22 protein-coding genes are annotated in these 19362 nt (G+C 37.9%); 8 read left to right on the top strand and 14 right to left on the bottom strand.

What is annotated here, in order from left to right:
• The first annotated feature begins 55 nt into the window (after positions 1 to 55).
• The 3 genes from IV512_RS14155 to IV512_RS14145 all read left to right on the top strand — a co-directional run bounded on the left by IV512_RS14155 (position 56) and on the right by IV512_RS14145 (position 1614).
• The gene (locus IV512_RS14155; protein ID WP_209404472.1) at positions 56 to 898 is read left to right on the top strand and encodes a hypothetical protein; all 843 of its coding nucleotides are present in this window, start codon (positions 56 to 58) and stop codon (positions 896 to 898) included.
• 10 nt (positions 899 to 908) lie between these two features.
• Positions 909 to 1289 (top strand): hypothetical protein, encoded by a 381-nt coding sequence (locus IV512_RS14150; RefSeq protein WP_209404470.1) that lies wholly within the window; start codon positions 909 to 911, stop codon positions 1287 to 1289.
• Positions 1290 to 1419: 130 nt separating this feature from the next.
• Complete coding sequence (locus IV512_RS14145; protein ID WP_013994176.1) at positions 1420 to 1614, top strand: cold-shock protein; 195 nt, start codon at positions 1420 to 1422, stop codon at positions 1612 to 1614.
• A gap of 448 nt (positions 1615 to 2062) precedes the next feature.
• Here the strand turns inward: IV512_RS14145 and IV512_RS14140 are convergent, their stop codons facing one another.
• From IV512_RS14140 to IV512_RS14130, 3 genes are all read right to left on the bottom strand, one after another.
• Positions 2063 to 2995 carry a peptidylprolyl isomerase gene (locus tag IV512_RS14140; RefSeq protein WP_209404468.1) on the bottom strand — a complete coding sequence of 311 codons (933 nt, stop codon included), beginning with the start codon at positions 2993 to 2995 and terminating at the stop codon, positions 2063 to 2065.
• Between the two features lie 82 nt (positions 2996 to 3077).
• A complete protein-coding gene (locus tag IV512_RS14135) occupies positions 3078 to 4475 on the bottom strand; it encodes a M20/M25/M40 family metallo-hydrolase (RefSeq protein ID WP_209404467.1) in 1398 nt (465 codons plus the stop codon).
• Positions 4475 to 5356: a PPK2 family polyphosphate kinase gene (locus tag IV512_RS14130; RefSeq protein ID WP_209404465.1), complete on the bottom strand. Its 882-nt coding sequence runs from the start codon at positions 5354 to 5356 to the stop codon at positions 4475 to 4477. Before IV512_RS14130 ends, IV512_RS14135 begins: the two co-directional genes overlap by 1 nt.
• 197 nt (positions 5357 to 5553) lie before the next feature.
• Here IV512_RS14130 and IV512_RS14125 point away from each other — a divergent pair, with 197 nt between their 5' ends.
• Complete coding sequence (locus IV512_RS14125; RefSeq protein WP_209404463.1) at positions 5554 to 6252, top strand: hypothetical protein; 699 nt, start codon at positions 5554 to 5556, stop codon at positions 6250 to 6252.
• Between the two features lie 3 nt (positions 6253 to 6255).
• On the opposite strand, the gene IV512_RS14120 is transcribed toward IV512_RS14125, so the two are convergent.
• From IV512_RS14120 to IV512_RS14075, 10 genes are all read right to left on the bottom strand, one after another.
• Entirely contained in the window at positions 6256 to 7419 is a 1164-nt protein-coding gene (locus IV512_RS14120; protein ID WP_209404461.1) for a sigma-54 dependent transcriptional regulator, read from the bottom strand.
• Positions 7420 to 7544: 125 nt separating this feature from the next.
• Positions 7545 to 8426 carry a DUF6268 family outer membrane beta-barrel protein gene (locus IV512_RS14115; protein ID WP_209404459.1) on the bottom strand — a complete coding sequence of 294 codons (882 nt, stop codon included), beginning with the start codon at positions 8424 to 8426 and terminating at the stop codon, positions 7545 to 7547.
• On the bottom strand, positions 8423 to 9355 hold the full coding sequence (locus IV512_RS14110; protein ID WP_209404457.1) for a mechanosensitive ion channel family protein: 933 nt from the start codon (positions 9353 to 9355) through the stop codon (positions 8423 to 8425). The genes IV512_RS14115 and IV512_RS14110 overlap by 4 nt, the downstream gene beginning before the upstream one ends.
• A gap of 2 nt (positions 9356 to 9357) precedes the next feature.
• A complete protein-coding gene (locus IV512_RS14105) occupies positions 9358 to 10698 on the bottom strand; it encodes an ABC transporter permease (RefSeq protein WP_209404455.1) in 1341 nt (446 codons plus the stop codon).
• Complete coding sequence (locus IV512_RS14100) at positions 10691 to 11626, bottom strand: ABC transporter ATP-binding protein (protein ID WP_209404453.1); 936 nt, start codon at positions 11624 to 11626, stop codon at positions 10691 to 10693. Before IV512_RS14100 ends, IV512_RS14105 begins: the two co-directional genes overlap by 8 nt.
• Before the next feature lie 227 nt (positions 11627 to 11853).
• Positions 11854 to 12978: a molecular chaperone DnaJ gene (gene dnaJ, locus IV512_RS14095; protein WP_100869278.1), complete on the bottom strand. Its 1125-nt coding sequence runs from the start codon at positions 12976 to 12978 to the stop codon at positions 11854 to 11856.
• 9 nt (positions 12979 to 12987) lie between these two features.
• Positions 12988 to 13539: a nucleotide exchange factor GrpE gene (locus IV512_RS14090; protein WP_209404451.1), complete on the bottom strand. Its 552-nt coding sequence runs from the start codon at positions 13537 to 13539 to the stop codon at positions 12988 to 12990.
• A 181-nt stretch (positions 13540 to 13720) separates the two neighbouring features.
• Entirely contained in the window at positions 13721 to 14683 is a 963-nt protein-coding gene (locus IV512_RS14085) for a TIGR01777 family oxidoreductase (protein WP_209404449.1), read from the bottom strand.
• Between the two features lie 124 nt (positions 14684 to 14807).
• Complete coding sequence (mnmD, locus tag IV512_RS14080) at positions 14808 to 15470, bottom strand: tRNA (5-methylaminomethyl-2-thiouridine)(34)-methyltransferase MnmD (protein WP_209404447.1); 663 nt, start codon at positions 15468 to 15470, stop codon at positions 14808 to 14810.
• A gap of 18 nt (positions 15471 to 15488) precedes the next feature.
• Positions 15489 to 15992, bottom strand: a complete 504-nt coding sequence (locus tag IV512_RS14075) for a DUF4920 domain-containing protein (protein WP_209404445.1) — start codon at positions 15990 to 15992, stop codon at positions 15489 to 15491.
• A gap of 105 nt (positions 15993 to 16097) precedes the next feature.
• On the opposite strand from IV512_RS14075, the gene IV512_RS14070 reads away from it, so the two are divergent.
• Positions 16098 to 17162 (top strand): branched-chain amino acid aminotransferase, encoded by a 1065-nt coding sequence (locus tag IV512_RS14070; protein ID WP_209404443.1) that lies wholly within the window; start codon positions 16098 to 16100, stop codon positions 17160 to 17162.
• Between the two features lie 94 nt (positions 17163 to 17256).
• On the opposite strand, the gene IV512_RS14065 is transcribed toward IV512_RS14070, so the two are convergent.
• A complete protein-coding gene (locus IV512_RS14065) occupies positions 17257 to 17646 on the bottom strand; it encodes a nucleoside triphosphate pyrophosphohydrolase family protein (protein ID WP_209404441.1) in 390 nt (129 codons plus the stop codon).
• 378 nt (positions 17647 to 18024) lie between these two features.
• Between IV512_RS14065 and IV512_RS14060 the strand changes: the two genes are divergently transcribed.
• The 3 genes from IV512_RS14060 (at position 18025) to IV512_RS14050 (ending at position 19341) form a co-directional block, all read left to right on the top strand.
• On the top strand, positions 18025 to 18204 hold the full coding sequence (locus IV512_RS14060; protein ID WP_209404439.1) for a hypothetical protein: 180 nt from the start codon (positions 18025 to 18027) through the stop codon (positions 18202 to 18204).
• 135 nt (positions 18205 to 18339) lie between these two features.
• On the top strand, positions 18340 to 18711 hold the full coding sequence (gene crcB / locus IV512_RS14055) for a fluoride efflux transporter CrcB (protein WP_209404437.1): 372 nt from the start codon (positions 18340 to 18342) through the stop codon (positions 18709 to 18711).
• A 291-nt stretch (positions 18712 to 19002) separates the two neighbouring features.
• Entirely contained in the window at positions 19003 to 19341 is a 339-nt protein-coding gene (locus IV512_RS14050; protein ID WP_209404435.1) for a P-II family nitrogen regulator, read from the top strand.
• Positions 19342 to 19362 lie beyond the last annotated feature (21 nt).

Below are 19362 nucleotides of genomic sequence, written 5' to 3'. Positions count from 1 at the left end.
TCTAAATTATCAATTAGTACTTAATTATTAACTTGTAGTTAGAAAACGTATTCGAATGGTCTCTGCTAGCAAAGGTTTTTTAGGTATTGTCTTACTTTCTTGGGTAGTTTACGGTTGTGTCGATCTTAAGCATGTCTCCGAATTTTCAGAGACATCTATTGAGGCCATAAGCAGTTATGAATTACTACCCAATACTTTTGAACAAGTTTGTATTCAAGATTGCGAACAAAAGCATATTAGAGACTATAACGTTTATAAAACAGCGTGTGACTGCGCCTTAAACAAAAAAGCAGATAGCATTACAGGATTAATGTACACAGCTTCATTAGAATATTTGACAGGTCTACTGGAAATAAGCAATTCAGATTTGACCCGATATCAAACCGATAATCTTACCTCTACTTTAAGTACAGGCGATTTTGGACCCTTACAGCTCAAAGAGGAAGATGTGAAAGCCTATTCAAAAGTTTCAAAATTGATTCTTAAAGTTTTCACCGATGGTTACCGTAGAAAAAAATTAAAAGAATATATCACCGAAGGTTATGAACCTCTACAGGTTATTCTCCACTTTTTAAAACGAAATATCAATGCCAACCTGAGTGGAAAACTCAATGTACAAAAAAGTAGTATTCAGGCATTTTACTTCGATTTTGTTAGAGATAAATCACTATCCGATTATGAACGTACAAAATTTGCCGAAGACTATTTTAATAGAATTTCAGAGATTGAGATGAATCAAAAAGAACTACAGCTTTTCTCTGAAGTAATCGATGATATAGCTCAAGGTCACAAAGACCTCTATTCTAATCTAGAGAATTTACAAGATGAGAAAATAAAAGGCAAGTTGGCTCGACTACGCTATCGTTTAAAACATGCCATAGCACTCTTTTCATCATAAAATTGAAAAAATGGCAAAGCTCACATCTGAACAATTAAAAATTCTTGCTGATAATATGCTACGCATGGCGAATGCGCTAGGCGACTATAGGTACGAAAACATTGATCAACTCAGCAAAGCGGAAAATGATACCATCAAAGCTTTACATGAGCAAACACTAAATAGCGTAACCGAACTATATACCAAATCTACAGTTTTAAGTATCGATGACGTTCAAGAGAATCTTGAAAGAATAACCATAATTACTGCAAAAACCCAAAAACTATATAAAAGTTTTACAACGGTACAAAACGTAATAGACAGGGCTACCTCAGTATTAAAAATTGCTGCTGCGGTTATCAGTTTAGACACTGAAAAAATTACTGAATCGATAAAAAATCTGTTAACTTAAAGCATTAATTTTCAATTCATTGATTATTTAGACCCCATGAATGGTAAACCGATAAAGATTACTAAAGAAAAGTCTCTCATTTTAAATTATTAACAGTACATTTGCGCTTTAATTAATTTAATTTTTTATTATGAGTAAAGGAACAGTAAAATTCTTCAATGATTCTAAAGGCTATGGCTTTATCACTGAAGATGGTTCAAGCGAAGATCACTTTGTACACATTTCAGGTCTTATCGATGAAATTCGTGAAGGTGATGTTGTAGAATTTGAACTACAACAAGGTAAAAAAGGACTGAACGCGGTGAATGTGAAAGTAGTAGACTAGAACGCATAGACTCTTTTTATACAAGATAGAACCCCAACAATTGTTGGGGTTTTTTGATTCCTACAATTAATTAGTCATATTTTTCATACATTTGTTCACATTTAAACGCAACCCTTTTACACTTATTACATCTAATAGATATTAGATGATAATTTCCCCAAAATCAAATTTTATTGAATATGACTACTTTTTTTGGTATTCTTTTTCTTTTGCTCATCGTGAACATCGTCTTGTTCTTGATTAGCACGGACAGGGCGAAAAAATCGAGACACTAAGTTTGTAACCGATTATTGCACAAGTTTGCTTCTATTGCTCCAATTTTTATTGGTTGCGATTATTTATGCCCCAACCTAATTTTTGAAGCTAACCGTACTTGCCATTTGTCCCAATTAAAAAACCCCGACCATTAGGGTCAGGGCTTTTTCTTAAAATGTTTTAGTTTTTTTCACTATTTGACATTCATCAACTCCACATCAAATAACAATGGTGCATTTGGCGGTATCACACCTCCAGCTCCGGCACTACCATAAGCTAAATCTGAAGGTATAACGAAACGTGCTTTATCACCGACCTTCAAAAGGCTTATACCCTCATCCCATCCAGAAATGACTTGCCCAACACCAAGTTGAAAGTCTATCGGTTGATTTCGTTTATAAGAAGAGTCAAATACCTGACCGCTTAATAACGAGCCTTCATAGTGAACAGAAACAGTATCCCCTTGTTGTGCCTGTTTACCATCACCCTTTTGAATCATTTTATATCTCAAACCACTATCGGTTTTATCAAAACCGGCAGAAACCTCGTCTAGTTCAGCAGCTTGTCTCTTTTTTTCTTCTGCAATTCTCTGTTCTTTAGAACTTTTAAATGTGTTGAAAGCTTCAACGGCATCCCACTTTTCAGCTTCGTCACCAACACGTACTATCTCCAAGGTCTCAATAGCATCACCTTGTGCAATACTATCAACTACATCTTGACCACTCTCAACATGACCGAAAACGCTATGTTTGTTATCTAGCCATGGAGTAGGCACATGGGTTATAAAGAATTGACTTCCGTTGGTTCCTGGGCCAGCATTGGCCATAGAAAGCACCCCAGGTTCAGAGTGATTTAAATCAGGATGAAACTCATCATCGAACTTGTATCCGGCATCTCCGGTACCCGAACCTAAAGGGCAACCGCCCTGTACCATAAAATCAGGAATAACTCTATGAAACTTCAACCCATCATAATAAGGTTCTCCGACAGATTTAATCGTATTCTCCTGTTTACCTTCAGCCAAGGCAACGAAGTTACCTACCGTACCGGGAGTTTTATCATGAGTTAGTTTAACGAGTATTTCCCCTTTGGAAGTATTGAATTTTGCGTAGATTCCGTCTTGCATTTTGTGCTTTTTTTTTAGAGGCACAAATATACTGAATTAGTTTCAAGTGGTTAACCAGATAAACCTCAACAGATCAACCTATTTAGCCTTTTATTTTTTTGGTCGGAAGAACTCCGTATTTATCAAAAAGATAGACCAAGCTCGCCATGCTCGCGGCTCCTAGTTCCAATTCCCTTTTGTTCACATGTTCGAAAGTATCATTTTCGGCATGATGATGTACGAAGTACCTTTGTGAATCAGGGCGAAGCCCTGCCAATACCATCCCTTCTTCTTTTAAAGGACCAATATCGGCACCACTATACCCTTTTACAAAGAGATGTATCAAATAGGGTTCAAATAGATTTTTCCAGCCCCGCACTCTTTCTAAATTCGCTGCTGAGCAATCGAAAGAGAAGCCCCTTGGAGTAAAGCCCCCTGCATCACTTTCCAATGCAAACACATGTTTTTCTTTTTTCTGAAGGGCAACTTCAGCGTACTTATTCCCGCCACGCAAACCGTTTTCTTCATTCATGAACAGAACTACCCTAATCGTTCTTTTTGGTTTATAGCCTGTTCTTTTTAGTAATCTTAAGACATCCATACTTTGTACGCATCCGGCACCATCATCATGCGAGCCATCACCGAGGTCCCAAGAATCTAAATGTCCGCCAACTACCATAATCTCATCTGGGAATTCACTTCCTTTTATTTCTCCCACCACATTGAACGATTCAACATCATCAAATTGCTTACAGCTTTGTTTGAAATAAAATTTTGTTTCAGGATTCAACTTTAATGTAGTGCTCAAAAGTTCGGCCCCGTTCGTGCTAATAGCTGCTGCTGGTATTCTATCGGACACCGCGGTCTCACCATAACTCATCGACCCGGTATGTGGTAAATCGTCTAAACGCAGGTTCATGGAACGAACGACTACACCAACGGCACCGAATTTGGCCGCTGCTTCCGCCCCCGAATATCGCTGATCGACACAACCGGAATATGAACTGTAGGTATCAATCAAGGTAGGGTCCATCGGGCGGTTATAAAAAACGATTTTCCCCTTTATTTTCTCCGAGCCCAATTTTTTTAAATCTTCAATACCCTTCACTTCAATTACATTAGCTTTCAACCCGCCCAATGGCGTTGCTACAGAGCCACCTAGGGCACAAATCGGCACATTGGTCGATAAACCAGGGCTTGTTTCAAAGTATGCAAATTCAGGGGTGCCACGAACCCATTTAGGCACCATGACCGGCTGAAGCCATACCCTATCCAAACCTAACGAGTCTAACTGAGCCTTTGTGTAATCTACGGCCTGTTGCGCTTGCACCGAACCAGAAAGCCTACCCCCAATTTGATTCGACAAATGGTTCAACCAATCATAGGCCTTATCATCGGTTAGGGCCGTTTCATAGATTTCTTTAATTTGCTCGGCATCGTCTGTCTGGGCATGCCCAAGAAAGCTTAGGCACAATAGGGAAAGTAGTATCAATCTCTTCATTATTCTTCGTTTTGCAGCTGATTTTTGTAAGCTTCTAAATTAGCTTTAATTTTTGCTTCAAGCTCTGGCTCGGTTATATCTTTGTATTTTTTTAACTCTTTCAAAAGAATAGTGGCTACACTGAGGCGAGCGGCCTTTTTATTATCAGCAGGTATTACGTACCAGGGTGCATGAGGCTTAGATGTTCTGTTCAGGGCATCTTCATAACAAAATTGATATTCTTTCCATAATTTTCTCTCTTCGAGGTCGCCCGGTGAAAATTTCCAGTTTTTACGTTGCAGAGCCAACCGTCTTAACAATCTCTGACGTTGCTCTTCTTTAGAGAGGTTAAGAAAGAATTTAAAAATTATGGTTCCGTTTTCAGCAATATGTCGTTCAAAATCATTGATTTGATCAAACCTCTTATCCCAAAAATCTTCATTGACATCATCTACTGAATTTACGTTCGGAAGCTGCTCTCCTAAAATGTATTCAGGATGCACCCGCGTTACCAAGACGTTTTCATAGTGTGTACGGTTAAAAACACCAAACTTGCCCCTTGCCGGTAACGCTATGTAATGTCTCCATAAATAATCATGCTTTCTTTCTAACTCCGTTGGCACCTTAAAACTGTGTACCACCACCCCACGAACATTAAAATCTTTGAACACTTCTCTTATGAGGCTGTCTTTACCAGCAGTATCCATTCCTTGTAGACAAACAAGCACGCTATATTTTCCATGGGCGTAAAGGGTATCTTGAAAATCACCCAGCTCTTCCCGAATTTCTCTAAGCCGCTTTTTTAAGTCTTTATCTGAAGCACCGAAGTCCTCATAGGTTGAGCAATCGGCCAATTTTACCCTATCGGTTATCTTGAAAGTATTGATTTTAGATGTATTCATAGGTGGAATATAAATGATTTCATCGTTGAAAGGTAGTAAATGTTAAAAAAAATAACCGTTCAACCGCTTAAGTCACCATCTTATCCAATAAATGGTAAGGTCTGTGTGTTCCATCGAAAAAAATAGTCAGTAAAGTACTGACCTGATTAACTTTACATTGTAAAAACATCCCAAATTTTACAATCGAACATCTTGCCATGAAGCAACTACAAACCTTACTCTTACCCTTTATATTATTAGGATTATTGTCTTCATATAAACCTAATCAATCGTGTGAATATGCTAGCTCAAATGTGGGTTACGTAAAATCTGAAATCGAGAAAGCCGTAGCTATGACCGATTTGCAATTAACTCGTTTTCACACCTATAAAGCAATTAACGCCATCGAAAAATCAAAAAAAGAGCTAGATAGCTGTGGTTGTGAATATGCCATAGACAACATTACCCTAAGTTCAGAGCATTTAAAAATGGCTACCAAAACATCAACTTTGGCAAGCACTGCTATTTTTTTGAACAAAGCACTAAAAGAAACCTCTGATACTTTAACCTCTTTAAAAGAACACAACACCCACAAAAGCTCTTACGGAAACGATGTGCTAGCCCTGAATACCGTTAATCTTACGAACGAAAGTGAGCACGGCAGTTACACCCCACCTACAGAAGAATTGTTAAAGCAAAAAGTTGACTCTTCCTTAGCATCTTATAGAACATCACTTGACAACATAATTTCGACCGTAAATTGTCGCGAAGCACGCGCCTATGCCGACCGTATATTTGAACAATGCGAACAACAGCTTTTAAAATCAAATTTATCAGAAGGCAAAAAATATTACAATCTGAAAACCAAAGAAATAACCGCAGAGGCCATTGAAAAACTTGGCGAGTGCGGCAAATAGGCTTTACTTACTTGCAAAAAGCTTAACATCTTCTTCGGTCACCTCTTTGCCCCCGAGAATAATCAATCGCTCCACCACATTACGTAGTTCTCGAATATTACCCGTCCAGTCATAGCCTTTCAATAACTTGATCGCTTTATCGGAGAATGTTTTGGCACCCACACCCTGTTCTGCTGTGATTTTTTTGGTAAAATGATTAATTAATAATGGAATATCATCACGTCTATCATTAAGTGCAGGAACTTTAATCAGTATTACCGCAAGCCGGTGATAAAGGTCTTCGCGAAACCTATTTTCTTCAATTTCCTTTTTTAGATCCTTATTGGTGGCCGCAACAACCCTTACGTCAACTTTGATATCTTTATCGGTACCTACCCGAGAAATTTTATTCTCTTGTAAAGCACGTAAGACTTTAGCTTGTGCCGAGAGGCTCATATCACCAATTTCATCTAAAAATATGGTGCCCTTGTTGGCCGCCTCGAACTTACCCGCCCGGTCGCGTACCGCAGAGGTAAAGGCCCCTTTAACATGACCGAAGAGCTCACTTTCGATAAGTTCTGAAGGTATGGCCGCACAATTGACCTCAATGAACGGAGCGGCACTCCTTTGGCTTTTTTGATGAACCCAATGAGCAACCAATTCCTTACCTGTGCCGTTAGATCCGGTAATCAAAACTCGGGCCTCGGTCGGCGCCACTTTTTCTATCATATCTTTGATAGCCGATATCTCATCACTATCACCGATCATTTCGTAATTCTTACCAACCTTTTTCTTTAAAATCTTATTTTCTACAACAAGTTCTTTTCTGTCAAGCGCATTTCTTACTGTTGTTAATAAGCGATTTAAATCTGGCGGTTTTGATATGTAATCGAAAGCACCAATTCGCATGGTGTTTACAGCAGTTTCTAAATCTCCATGCCCTGAAATCATTATAAAAGGTATTTCAGGTTTTACTTTTTTAGCGGCCTCAAGCACCTCTACGCCATCCATTTTTGGCATTTTTATATCACAAAGAACCAAATCATAATCATTGTTCTTGATTGCCTCTAGACCTTTTACACCATCTTCAGCTTCCTCTAATTGATATGCATTATTTTCTTCGGAAAGAATTTTAACCAAGACCCTTCGTATAGCTGCTTCATCTTCAACAACCAATATTTTAGACATATATTTTCTTTTTCAGATATTATTGATAAACCTCATGGTAAGATACAAGTACAAACTAATATGAGGAAAGTTTTAACGTTTTTTGGCTTCCGTTTTTTGAAGTGAAAATCATTTCATCATTGAAATTACAAACCAATTCTGAAACCCGTTCTAAAATAAAAGCTAGGGTCATCGTTTAAAGTAAAAATATCATTTCTTTCGTTATCCCTCAACACTCCATCTTGAAAAACGGTATGGCCCATGTAGGCATATAGAAAAGTGCTTTTAGCCAGTTTGTACTGGTAGCCCAAGGTTACCAAAGCTGCAGAAGAAGATACCGAAGATGCAGAAACTGTATTGGGCAGCACTATATTACTTTGCAGGTTTACGTAATAACCATCAAATATGAATTCGCTTTGAAACTGGTGTCTTTCTTTAAAATGGTATTTTAAACCCGTTTTCGGTATACCAACCACGAAACTCCAGTTCGGTCTAAATCGTTCTTCATAATAAATAATCGGCAACGGTATACGCAGGGCCACGGTCGAATTATAGGCAATACCCAAGACCAGCAGCATGGGTTTATCAATATTTTTTTTCTCTTTGAGAAAACCGACCGTGGCATTGACAGAGAAATCACCATTTTCTAATGGGGCTGTCAGCGTAGAGGCCAATCGAGGGGTTACCACACCGATAAAGCGCCAAGAAGGCGCAAACTTATATACAAAAGCCATATTCACATCGAGAATATGAAATTGTTTTAAACCCGCACTACTAAAGGGAAGCTCTTTTTGTAAGTCGTACGCCAACCGATTATATTCACTACCGAAAACCAAGTTGTTAGAATCACCTACGGCAATCGGAAAATTAACCAATAACTTCAACCTTGACAATTGCGCATCAGATTTATTTCTTGGCATCAGCATGTACTCGGCCCTCACCACATCAGGAGTTTGTGCTATACCTAGGTTTACAACCAAAAGAATAGTACTAAAAAAGACGAGAATCGTCTTAAACCTATTTTTCATTCGGACTTTTCGGAATTAGCCACAGAACTGTGTTGAAAGGGTGAGTGTTGAAAAAGATGAACATCACGTTGAGGAAAAGGAATCGTAATATTATTCTCCCTAAATTTCTCATCGATCTTATAACGCATTTCACTTTTAATTCTAGGGTCACTGAAACTATCGGCAATATAGAAGTTCAGTGAAAACATTAATGCTGAGTCTCCAAAATCATCAAACATTACAAAAGGTTTCGGATTTTTCAAAACCCCTTGATGGTCAACGGAAATTTCCTCGAGAATTTTGGTCACAAGCTGAACATCGCTTCCATAGGCGACACCCACTATTATTTTTTCTCTGGTACTTTTATGGTTTTGGGTGTAATTGTATATAATATTGCTGATAAAATGATGGTTGGGAATGATGATTATCTTATCATCTCGGGTAATGGCCCTTGTCGTTCTAAGTTTAATTTCAAAAACCTTTCCGACCTTTCCATCAACATCGATAATATCACCGACATGAAGTGACTTATCGACTATGATTAAAATTCCACCAATAATATCTTGAAAAAGTTCTTGTAGAGCTAGACCCAAACCAACGAACAACGCCGCAGATGCAGTTAGCAGCAAAGTAATATCTATACCGGCCGCGCTCATAGTCAATAAAATGACAATGAGATAAACCACATATCGAATGAACTTAAAAACACTGATGAACTTTAGCCTATCATCATTTTCCATTCGACGGGTAAAAAGCCCCCGCAGCCAGCGCAATACAAATGTTGTGCTTAGTAGAGCTAAGGTCAATATAATCAACAGCCCAATTGTAATTTGAATACGTTGATCGCCTTGACCGTACGAAATACCTATTTGAAGGAAATCTTTTAAGCTTCCCCAAATATCTTTTTCAATTATTTCAACAACCTTATTTGATTCTTCTTGAAACAACATCTTCAGTATTTTAACCACTTGAACAATTCTTTATAAGTGGGTTTTTTACCGTACATTAATATACCTACCCTATAAATTTTGGCTGCCAACCAAACGATACCTATAAAGGTACCGAATAATAACAGTATCGATGTGACCAGTTCCCAAAGGGGTACCCCACCTTCACCAATACCACCGGGCAATCTCATCATCATAACGATGGGAGATGTTAACGGAAACAGTGAAAAGCCAACAGCTATTGGCCCATGAGGATTACTAAAAACGGAAAAGAACCCTACATATATGGCCAACATCAGAGGCATAATAATAGGAAATATGAACTGTTGAGTATCTGTCTCATTATCGACCGCCGCACCTATTGCCGCATAAATCGAACTATAGATTAAATAGCCTAAGAGAAAATAAATCAAAAAGAAAGTAATTAGCATCACCCAAGGAATATTGAACAATTCTTGAGCATAAACTTGCATGGTCTGATCCACGGTAGGCACGGTCGGAGTCATATTAGAACCCATACCAGCTTGTATTTGGTTTCCAGCACTTAAAGCCGAAGGGTCTATATCAAAAAAAGCAAAAACAACAAACAGAAGTATTGATGCCGACACCAACCAAATGGCAAATTGGGTTATGCCCGCCAAAGAGGTACCGATAATCTTGCCCAACATCAACTGAAAAGGTTTTACCGAAGATATGATCACTTCAATAATTCTACTGGTTTTTTCTTCGATTACACTACGCATAACAAAACCACCATAAATGATTATGAACATCATGATCAAATAACCAAATCCGCCCCCGATGAATGCCTTTATTTCGGTGATGCCCTTAATATTGGTCTCACCCTGAAAAGTAGCGGTGTTAATATCAAAATCGGTATCAACAGTTTCAAAATCTGAAGATGATAGCCCTAGATCAAGTAAGCGCTGCTGTCGTAAACGTTGCTGAAATACCCCTTCAATTTTATCGGTTACTGTTGTACTGGGTGCATCTTTGGTATATAAAAACGAGCGTTGGCAAACTTTTTCTAGGCTAATCTCATCTGGTATATATAACAGGCCATAAAAGCCCAACTGTGCCGCTGAGTCTTTGGCTGTCTCTAAAGTTAAATCTGTGAAATTAATGAATGACGTGTTCTCGGTTATCACAAATTCATTAGAAAAATAATCGCTCTCGTTCAGAATACCTATTACACGTTGTTCATTGTCATTTATCTTAGCCAAATAAGCAATAAGCACTACCATACCCACCATTAGAACAGGGCTTAAAAAGGTCATGATTACAAATGACTTATTTCGAACTTTCGCCAGATATTCACGCTTGATTATGAGTAATAACTTATTCATGAAAGCCTTTGTTTTGAACGGTGCGAATAAAAATTTCGCTTGTAGAAGGAATAGTCTCAACAAAGTGATTGACATTTGCTTTTGTAGAAAGATAAGCCAAGACACCGCTTGAATCATTGTTGGGCAATTGCAGAGTAAAGTTAAGTTGATTTTCTTCTGCATCGAATTTCGAAGAACTAATATTGAATTTATCGGCCAGTTCTTTTAGTATCATATCGCCATTTTTTGTAACCAGGCCCACATTAAAAATATTATTTTTATAAGCTTTCTTAATTTCAGATAGCTTACCGTCTAACACTTTTTCCGAGCGATGAATGAGAGCTATGTGTTCACAGAGTTCTTCAACCGATTCCATACGGTGGGTAGAAAAAATAATAGAGGTTCCCTTTTCCTTTAAATTTAAAATTTCATCTTTGATAATATTGGCATTGATAGGGTCGAAACCACTAAAGGGTTCGTCAAAAATCAAGAGCTTGGGTTCGTGTAATATGGTAACGATAAATTGAATTTTCTGAGCCATACCCTTTGAGAGCTCCTGGATCTTTTTATTCCACCAATCACCAATTTCCAGTCGTTCAAACCAGTACTTTAAACGTTTTTTTGCTTCCGCTTTTTCGAGTCCTTTTAGCTGTGCCAAATATAAGGCCTGCTCCCCCACCTTCATGCTTTTGTACAATCCCCTTTCTTCAGGCAGATAACCAATTTGGGCTATGTGAGATGATTTTAGCGGTTGACCGTCAAAGAAAACTTCTCCTTGGTCGGGATAAGTGATTTGGTTGATTATTCGAATCAATGTCGTTTTGCCCGCTCCATTGGGACCTAACAAACCATAAATACTGTTTTTAGGTATTTCTAAGGAAACTTTATTCAAGGCTATATGATCGCCATACCTTTTGGTGACCTCCTTAGCTACCAAAATATTGTTCATGTAAGCAATTTTGTCAAAGATATAGAAAAGAGTTGTCAGTTATCGTTGCAGAGGTTAGCTCATTTTAAGCTTGTAAGTTTAAAGCATGCAAAAAAACCTAAAAAACAAAACCCACCCTTAATCAGATTAAGGATGGGAAAAAAATTGCTATGAAAAAGAAAATTTATATCGGTTTCCCAATATTAAATCAAATATACGTTTTTTATTTAAATCCCAAAGTTTTTGGATTATGAGAACATATCCTTCACTTTTTCGAAGAAAGATTTATCAGATTTCTCAGGTTTTGGCTCAAAATTTTCATTGCCCTGCATTCGCTCAAAGAATTCTTTTTGTTCTTTATTGAGTTCTTTCGGAGTCCAAACATTAACATGTACCAAGAGGTCACCGCTACCGTAACCATTGATGCTCGAAATACCCTTACCTCTCAACCGAAGTATTTTGCCTGATTGAATTCCTGACTCCAGCTTGATTCTCACTTTACCCCCAACCGCATCAATTTCTTTCGAGGTACCTAATACCGCTTCAGAAATACTGATGTACAAATCGTAATGAAGATTATCTCCCTCACGTTTTAATGTACTATGGTCTTCGGTTTCAATAGCTACCAACAGATCCCCTGCAATACCGTTGCCCGGTGCATCGTTACCTTTGCCCGGTACCTTTAACTGCATACCTTCTTCAACACCTGCAGGAATTTTAATAGAAACAGTCTCCTCGACTACCTTAAGACCTTGTGCGTCTGCATCACTAGGTTTCTTATTGATAACTTGACCGCTACCACCACAAGCTGAGCAAGTTGCCGCTGTTTGCATACGTCCCAAAATCGTATTCGTGATTTTGGTTACTTGACCACTACCACCACAAGTAGAACAAGTATTGTAGGTAACGCCATCGGCCTGAAGTTTTCTTCGAACCTTGACTTTTTTTTCTACACCATTGGCTACTTCTTCAAGTGTTAGTTTCACTCGAATACGAAGATTACTGCCTTTGGCCCTTCTCTGACCTCCGCCAAAACCACCAAACCCACTGAAACCTCCACTGCCGCCGAACGCACCACCAAAGATATCACCGAACTGGCTGAAGATATCGTCCATATTCATACCGCCGCCACCTCCAAAGCCGCCGGAGCCATCAAAAGCCGCATGACCAAACTGATCATAGCGTGCCTTTTTGTCTGCGTTGCTTAAAACCTCATAAGCTTCCGCAGCTTTTTTGAACATATCTTCTGCCTTTGAGTCACCAGGGTTTTTATCTGGGTGATACTTCAAGGCCATTTTGCGATATGCTTTTTTTATCTCGGCTGCACTGGCACTTTTACCAACACCTAATATTTCGTAATAATCTTCCTTCATTCCTGTTTTTTAGTTACCAACGACCACTTTCGGATGGCGGATTATTCTTTCGCCCAATTTGAAACCTTTCTCAACAACATCAATGATTTTACCCTTCATTTTTTTGCTGGGAGCTGGTATTTGAGTAATTGCATCATGTACTTCGGCATCAAAAGTATCGCCTTGCTCTACTTTTACCTCTTCCAAACCTTTCGATTTCAATGTTTCACGGAATTTCACCCTTATCAGCTCTATACCCTTGAACATTTCTTTATCGTCTGATTTTGCAAGTTCTTTTAATGCGCGGTCAAAATCGTCCATCACCGGAAGCATTGAGACCATAATCTCTTGCCCGGCGGTCTTGAACATTTCCATTCGCTCTTTTGAAGTTCTTTTCTTGAAATTTTCGAACTCCGCGAACAAGCGTAAAAACTTGTCTTTTTCTTTTGCCAAATCTTCCCTTAACCCATCTTCTACGCTAAGTTCTTCTTGTTCGGCAACTTCATTTTCAGCAGCTTCGGCTTCACCCGTAGCTTCATCCAAGACATCTTCTAAGTCTTCGTTTATATCTTTATCGCTCATAAATGCTTCAATTTTATTTTCAACTCTAAGAATGGGCAAAAGTACTGCCAATTCTTTAAAAATGTCAAAATGTCATTAAAAGTTATGCGTTTTGGAATGGTACAACTTGAAAGAGGAGCAAGACTATTTTATAAGAAAAAAAATCCGCCAATTGGCGGATTTATGTTTTAAATGAATTTTATTAAGAACTGTATTCGTTGCTGTACGAAACCTTCGAAGTTTTCTCTTGCGAAGCATGCTGATAAATTTGCCTTAAAGCCATACAGACATTTGTGTAGTTAAACTGAAAACCCTCTTCTTCTATCTTCTTACTGCTTACCCGTTGACTAGCGAATAATAAATACGACATTTGACCCAAAATCAATTTCATTGCAAAATGCGGTATATTGGGTAAAAACAACGGTCTCTTTAGTGCACTGGCAATTTCTTTGACCAATTTATTATTGTTTACCGGATTGGGCGCAACCCCATTGAAGACCCCTACCAATTGGTTCTCAATTGAAAAGATGAACATTCGGGCTAAGTCTGATACGTGAATCCAAGACTGCCATTGATTGCCACTACCGAAGGCGGCACCTACATAATTTTTAATCGGTTTGGCCATTTCAGGCAAGGCGCCACCGTCTGCAGATAATACCAAGCCAATTCGAATTTTAGTTACATTGAATGGAAAATATAAAAACTTATCGATTTCATGTTCCCAAGTTTCGGCCACTTTACCCAAAAAACTATCATCTACCTCTTGGTTCTCCTCAGTATAGTAATTCGTCAAAGAGTCTGGGTAAATGCCAATTGCAGAAGCTGAAACGAAAGAAGTTATACTATCTGCGCCAAATTCCTTTAAACCCCTGTGCAAAGTTCTAAGCGAATCGATTCTACTCGCAAGTATTCTCTTCTTATTTTTCGGCGTCCACCGTTGTGAAATCGAAGCCCCTGCCAGATTGATAATTGCAGAGACCCCCTCAAAACAATTCAGGTCTATTTTATTAGAACTTGGGTTCCAATAAAAGCCCTTGTAATCATCTTTTGAGGCAATCTTATCTTTACTTGTAGTTAAATAATTTATTGAAATGTCACGAGCATGGCACTGCTTCACAATTTCTCTTCCCACAAGCCCTGTAGCACCTGTAATCAGTATTCTCATGTATCAAATATAGCGCATTGTGGTGTCAAGCAATGTGCTTTTAATTTCGATTTAACACAAACCGCCAAGGCATTGTTAAATTTAAGACATAACTGCCTTTTAATTAACTTTTTATATTGAAAAATTAGTGCTTCACGGCCCTTAACATCTCACGCTTACCTGGCGGCCCCGGTAATCTCTCCACCTCAAAACCTACGGCTTGCATCGCCCTTCGAACACTACCTTTCGCCGCGTAGGTAACGAGTACCCCTTCCAATTTTAATACACCATACATTCTTGAGAAAATATCTTCCGTCCAAAGTTCAGGTTGAACCCTTGCACCAAAAGCATCGAAGTATATCAGGTCATACCTTTCTGCACCATCGATTTCGTTGAAATCAAGCTGTCGCTTGGTCAATCGAAAGTTTTCTGAAATTAGATTATCTCGCTCCCAAGGTGAGTCATGCATCCTTGAAAACAGGTCCTCATAATTTTCTGCTTTTAGTTCAGAAACATAATTGAGTTGTTGCACTTCCTCTACAGAAACAGGAAACTTCTCGACCCCATTATAATTGATCACCAAACTTCTTTTTTCAGCCTCTAAAAAAGTAATGAAAGCATTTAAACCTGTACCGAAACCGATTTCCAATATTGAAAGTTCACGATCAGCAAATAAAGAAAGACCCATTTCAATAAATACGTGATAAGCTTCTTGTATAGCACCATGTTTAGAGTGGTATTGCTCATTCCAATCTGATATTTGTATGGTTTTAGAACCATCGCCCGTGGTAATAATTTTTCGTTTCAATTATAGCTTGAAAAGTGGTTAGTCTAATAATAAAACACCTTCTGCCTCAAACCCAAAAGTGGTCAGCGGTCTGTTTATTTCTTCAATCTCTTCTTTTGATTTGCCCGTGTCTAAGGCATAATGTCTTTGGTCGTCAATGCTCATCTCTTCAACAAACGCGAGCCCACCAACAATTACCTCTTTGCCCGTTATATCTTTTGGTACGAAAAAACCATAATCTTTAAATCGGACCATAGCCTCCTTTCCATGTTCAAGTTGAAGTTTCATCCAACAACCTTTTGCCTTGCAGACATCTACTACCTTAGCTTTAAATTTAGTTTGAACAGTGTCTGCCACCTTCATTTCACGATATCTGTCAGACATCTCTTTAGTAGAATTAAAATTTGAAGAGTCAAACTTTTCGCCAAAACCCTGATAATTCTCAGTTACATTCTTTCCGTTCTGTTCAGGGGCCTCTTTTTTCTCCTCTTTGCAAGCAAAAAACAACACCAAAAACACAAGTAAAATGTTAAATCGTTTCATATCCGATAAAAATTACTGTTGATATGCAAAACTGGTCATTTTTGAATGAAAAATAAAGAACAGGTGCTGATAAAATGGTATTTTTAATCCTTTAAATCAGAAACTATGAATACCATCACGCAAAAAATAAGCATTGAAAAAGTTAAGACCTCAAAAATAGATCAAGTTGATTTTGACAATTTGGCGTTTGGTAGCGTGTTCACCGATCATATGTTGGTGTGCGATTTTAGAAATGGAGCATGGGAAACACCAAAAATAACTCCATATCAGCCGATTAGTCTAGAGCCATCTGCGAAAATTTTCCACTACGGTCAATCCATTTTTGAAGGAATGAAGGCGTATAAGGATACAGCCAACAAAATTTGGTTTTTCAGACCTTTTGACAATCATAAACGTCTGAACATTTCAGCTAATAGAATGGCTATTCCAGAAATTCCGGAAGAATATTTCATGGAAGGCTTAAAGGCATTGGTAGAACTTGAAGAAGCTTGGATTCCTCAAAAAGATGGCAGTTCTTTATATATTCGTCCGTTTATTTTTGCTTCAGGTAAGGGCTTTCATGCTTCACCGGCAGATGAATATAAATTTATTATCTGTCTTGCCCCATCAGGTTCTTATTTCTCAGGAAAAGTGAAAGTATTGATTGAAGAAAAATATTCTCGATCGGCAAATGGTGGTGTTGGGTATGCCAAGGCAGGAGGTAACTATGCGGGGCAGTTCTACCCCACGCAATTGGCCGCCAAAAAAGGGTACAGCCAAGTTATTTGGACGGACGATAACAATCACGAATATATTGAGGAAGCGGGGGCCATGAATATATTTATTCGAATTGACGACACATTAATTACCGGCCCGACAAGTGACCGAATTCTTGATGGCATTACCCGAAAGAGTATTCTTCAGATAGCCGAAGACGAAGGTATTAATACCGAAGTTCGAAAAATAACTGTGAATGAAGTAGTCGAAGCTGCCAAAAACGGTCGCCTCAAAGAGATGTTCGGTGCAGGCACTGCTGCTGTAATTTCACCTATTTCTACATTTGGTCACAGAGATGTCGATTACGATTTACCCGAATTAGAGAAAAGCTATGCGACCCGTCTCAAAAAACGAATTACAGATATTCAGTACAATAGAGCCGAAGATCCGTTTGGGTGGAGACATGGTCTCTAATCGACCTCTTAAGTAATTATTTCAAAAATGCCGACCATTCTGCAGTCGGCATTTTTTTTATTCGAACTTCTTCGCTTGAAAAGAGACAACCCAATTAAGACCGCTCCAATATCTTTAAAATATCGGGTTTGAAATAATTAGGCCCTTTTAAGACTTTGCCATCTTCACGATAGATCGGTTTTCCATCGGCCCCAAGCTTACTCATGTTGCTTCGTTGAATTTCATCGAATACCTCTTCTATCTTGTACTGCATGCCATGTTCTAAAATGGTACCGCACAATATATAAAGCATATCACCCAAAGCATCGGCAACTTCAACTAAATCGTTGTTATTAGCCGCCTCTAGATATTCTTTATTCTCTTCATCCATCAAATTAAAACGGAGCATATTTTTTGCAGCCCCTAAATCAGCTTGAATACTTTCGGAAACACCTAGGCCAAAAGATTTGTGAAATAGTTCGACTGCACTAATTTTACTTTTCATTTTACAGAAGTTTTATTCTACAATAATTGCATTAAAAATATAATCTAAAGCTTAAATTCGCCTAAAATACTCAATATGTTCACGACGGGACAAATCATTTTTGCCGTACTTTTTTTTATAGCTTTCGTTATCGTCATCTATTTCTCCTATAAGAAAGACAAAAAACTTCATGAAAAGAATTACCGAGGTGTTATTTGGGTTGCCTTGTCATTCATAATTTTTATAGGTGTTTTAGTTTTTCTTAAATATTCCTTGAGAAATTAACAACTTCTCACATGTACTCCTAAAAGTTATTCTTGTAGTAGTCTAAAAATTATATTCTACCGTATAACATAACAAATAGAACAATTTTACGTTGTTTATGAAAGGGGCAAACAAATGATGACATTTTTTACCATATTACTAGTCTTGATCGGAGCGAATGCCATCTTCATGGTTTTCAGTTTAAGCGGGGTATCGAACGGAGGCAAGAAAGCACAGGAAGACCTGTCGAACTCTGAATCTTCAAAAATTTATCCTTTACAATCGAATTCTTCGAAACTTAAGAAGGCCGTATAATTCATCCAATCCTATTGCTGTTAACCCGTAATGGGTTAAGATTTTTTGATTTACAGAAATAAAAGTAATAGTCTCCTATTAAAATTTATTAATTAAAGAGCACTCTATAATTGCTTCATTGTGTATTTTGCGTCAATGAAACAATTTCTTCTTGTTTTCTTTGGCGGAGGTATCGGAAGCCTGTTAAGGTTCTTGATATCAAAAAACCTTAACAATTACTCCACCCACTTTTTCTTTGGTACCTTTTTGGCCAATATTGTAGGTTGTTTATTGATAGGTCTAATTTTGGGTCTATCAAGTAAAGGAAATTACTTATCTGAAAACCAGACACTTTTATTGGCTACTGGTTTCTGCGGTGGATTTACCACATTCTCCACTTTTGCTTTTGAAAAACATTCACTACTTACCTCTGGAGACCTGTTTTATTTCTTCATCTATACCATAAGTAGTATTGCCGTTGGCATTGCAGCTATAGCCCTAGGGTTGTGGTTTGCGAAATTGTTATAACTATAACAATAGCTCAACATCTTCGAATAATTTAACAAAAATTCAAGAAAAATACCCTAATCCTTAGCTTTTATCAAAGTTATAGGTTTACACCCCCCCTATTTTCAATTTTCGGTGATTTTTATTGAATTCTGAAAATCAATAATCCATAATATATCACTTCAAATTATGCACCCCCAAAATTTAAGGGGGTATAATTATAATAAATATAAAAATACAATCAAAGACCCCTAAAATTTTAGGGTGTTAATTTTTTTAACATATATTTGACTCGAATTCAATAATCAAATTATGAAACAAATCGAGGCAATTATCAGAAAATCCAAGTTTGATGAAGTCAAAAAAGCACTTCATGAAATCGAGGTCAACTTCTTTAGTTACTGGGATGTAACAGGAGTTGGAAATGAAAAACAAGGTCATGTCTATCGCGGCATTTCTTATAGTACCAGCGATATTCAACGCAGATACCTTTCAATTGTAGTATCGGATGAATTCGTAGAAAAAACGGTCAGTACCATTTTAGAGACCGCCTACACGGGCAATGTAGGTGATGGTAAGGTTTTCGTCTCAGAAATAGTTGAGGCATACCGCATCAGGACAAAAGAATCAGGTCAGGCCGGAATCAACTAAACCACCAACAACTAAAATTTT

Origin of the sequence: Pseudozobellia sp. WGM2 (assembly GCF_017810075.1) — a bacterium.
GTDB lineage: Bacteria > Bacteroidota > Bacteroidia > Flavobacteriales > Flavobacteriaceae > JADNYK01.
Note: the sequence above shows the minus strand (reverse complement) of the source record. Positions and strands in the feature narration are given on the sequence as shown.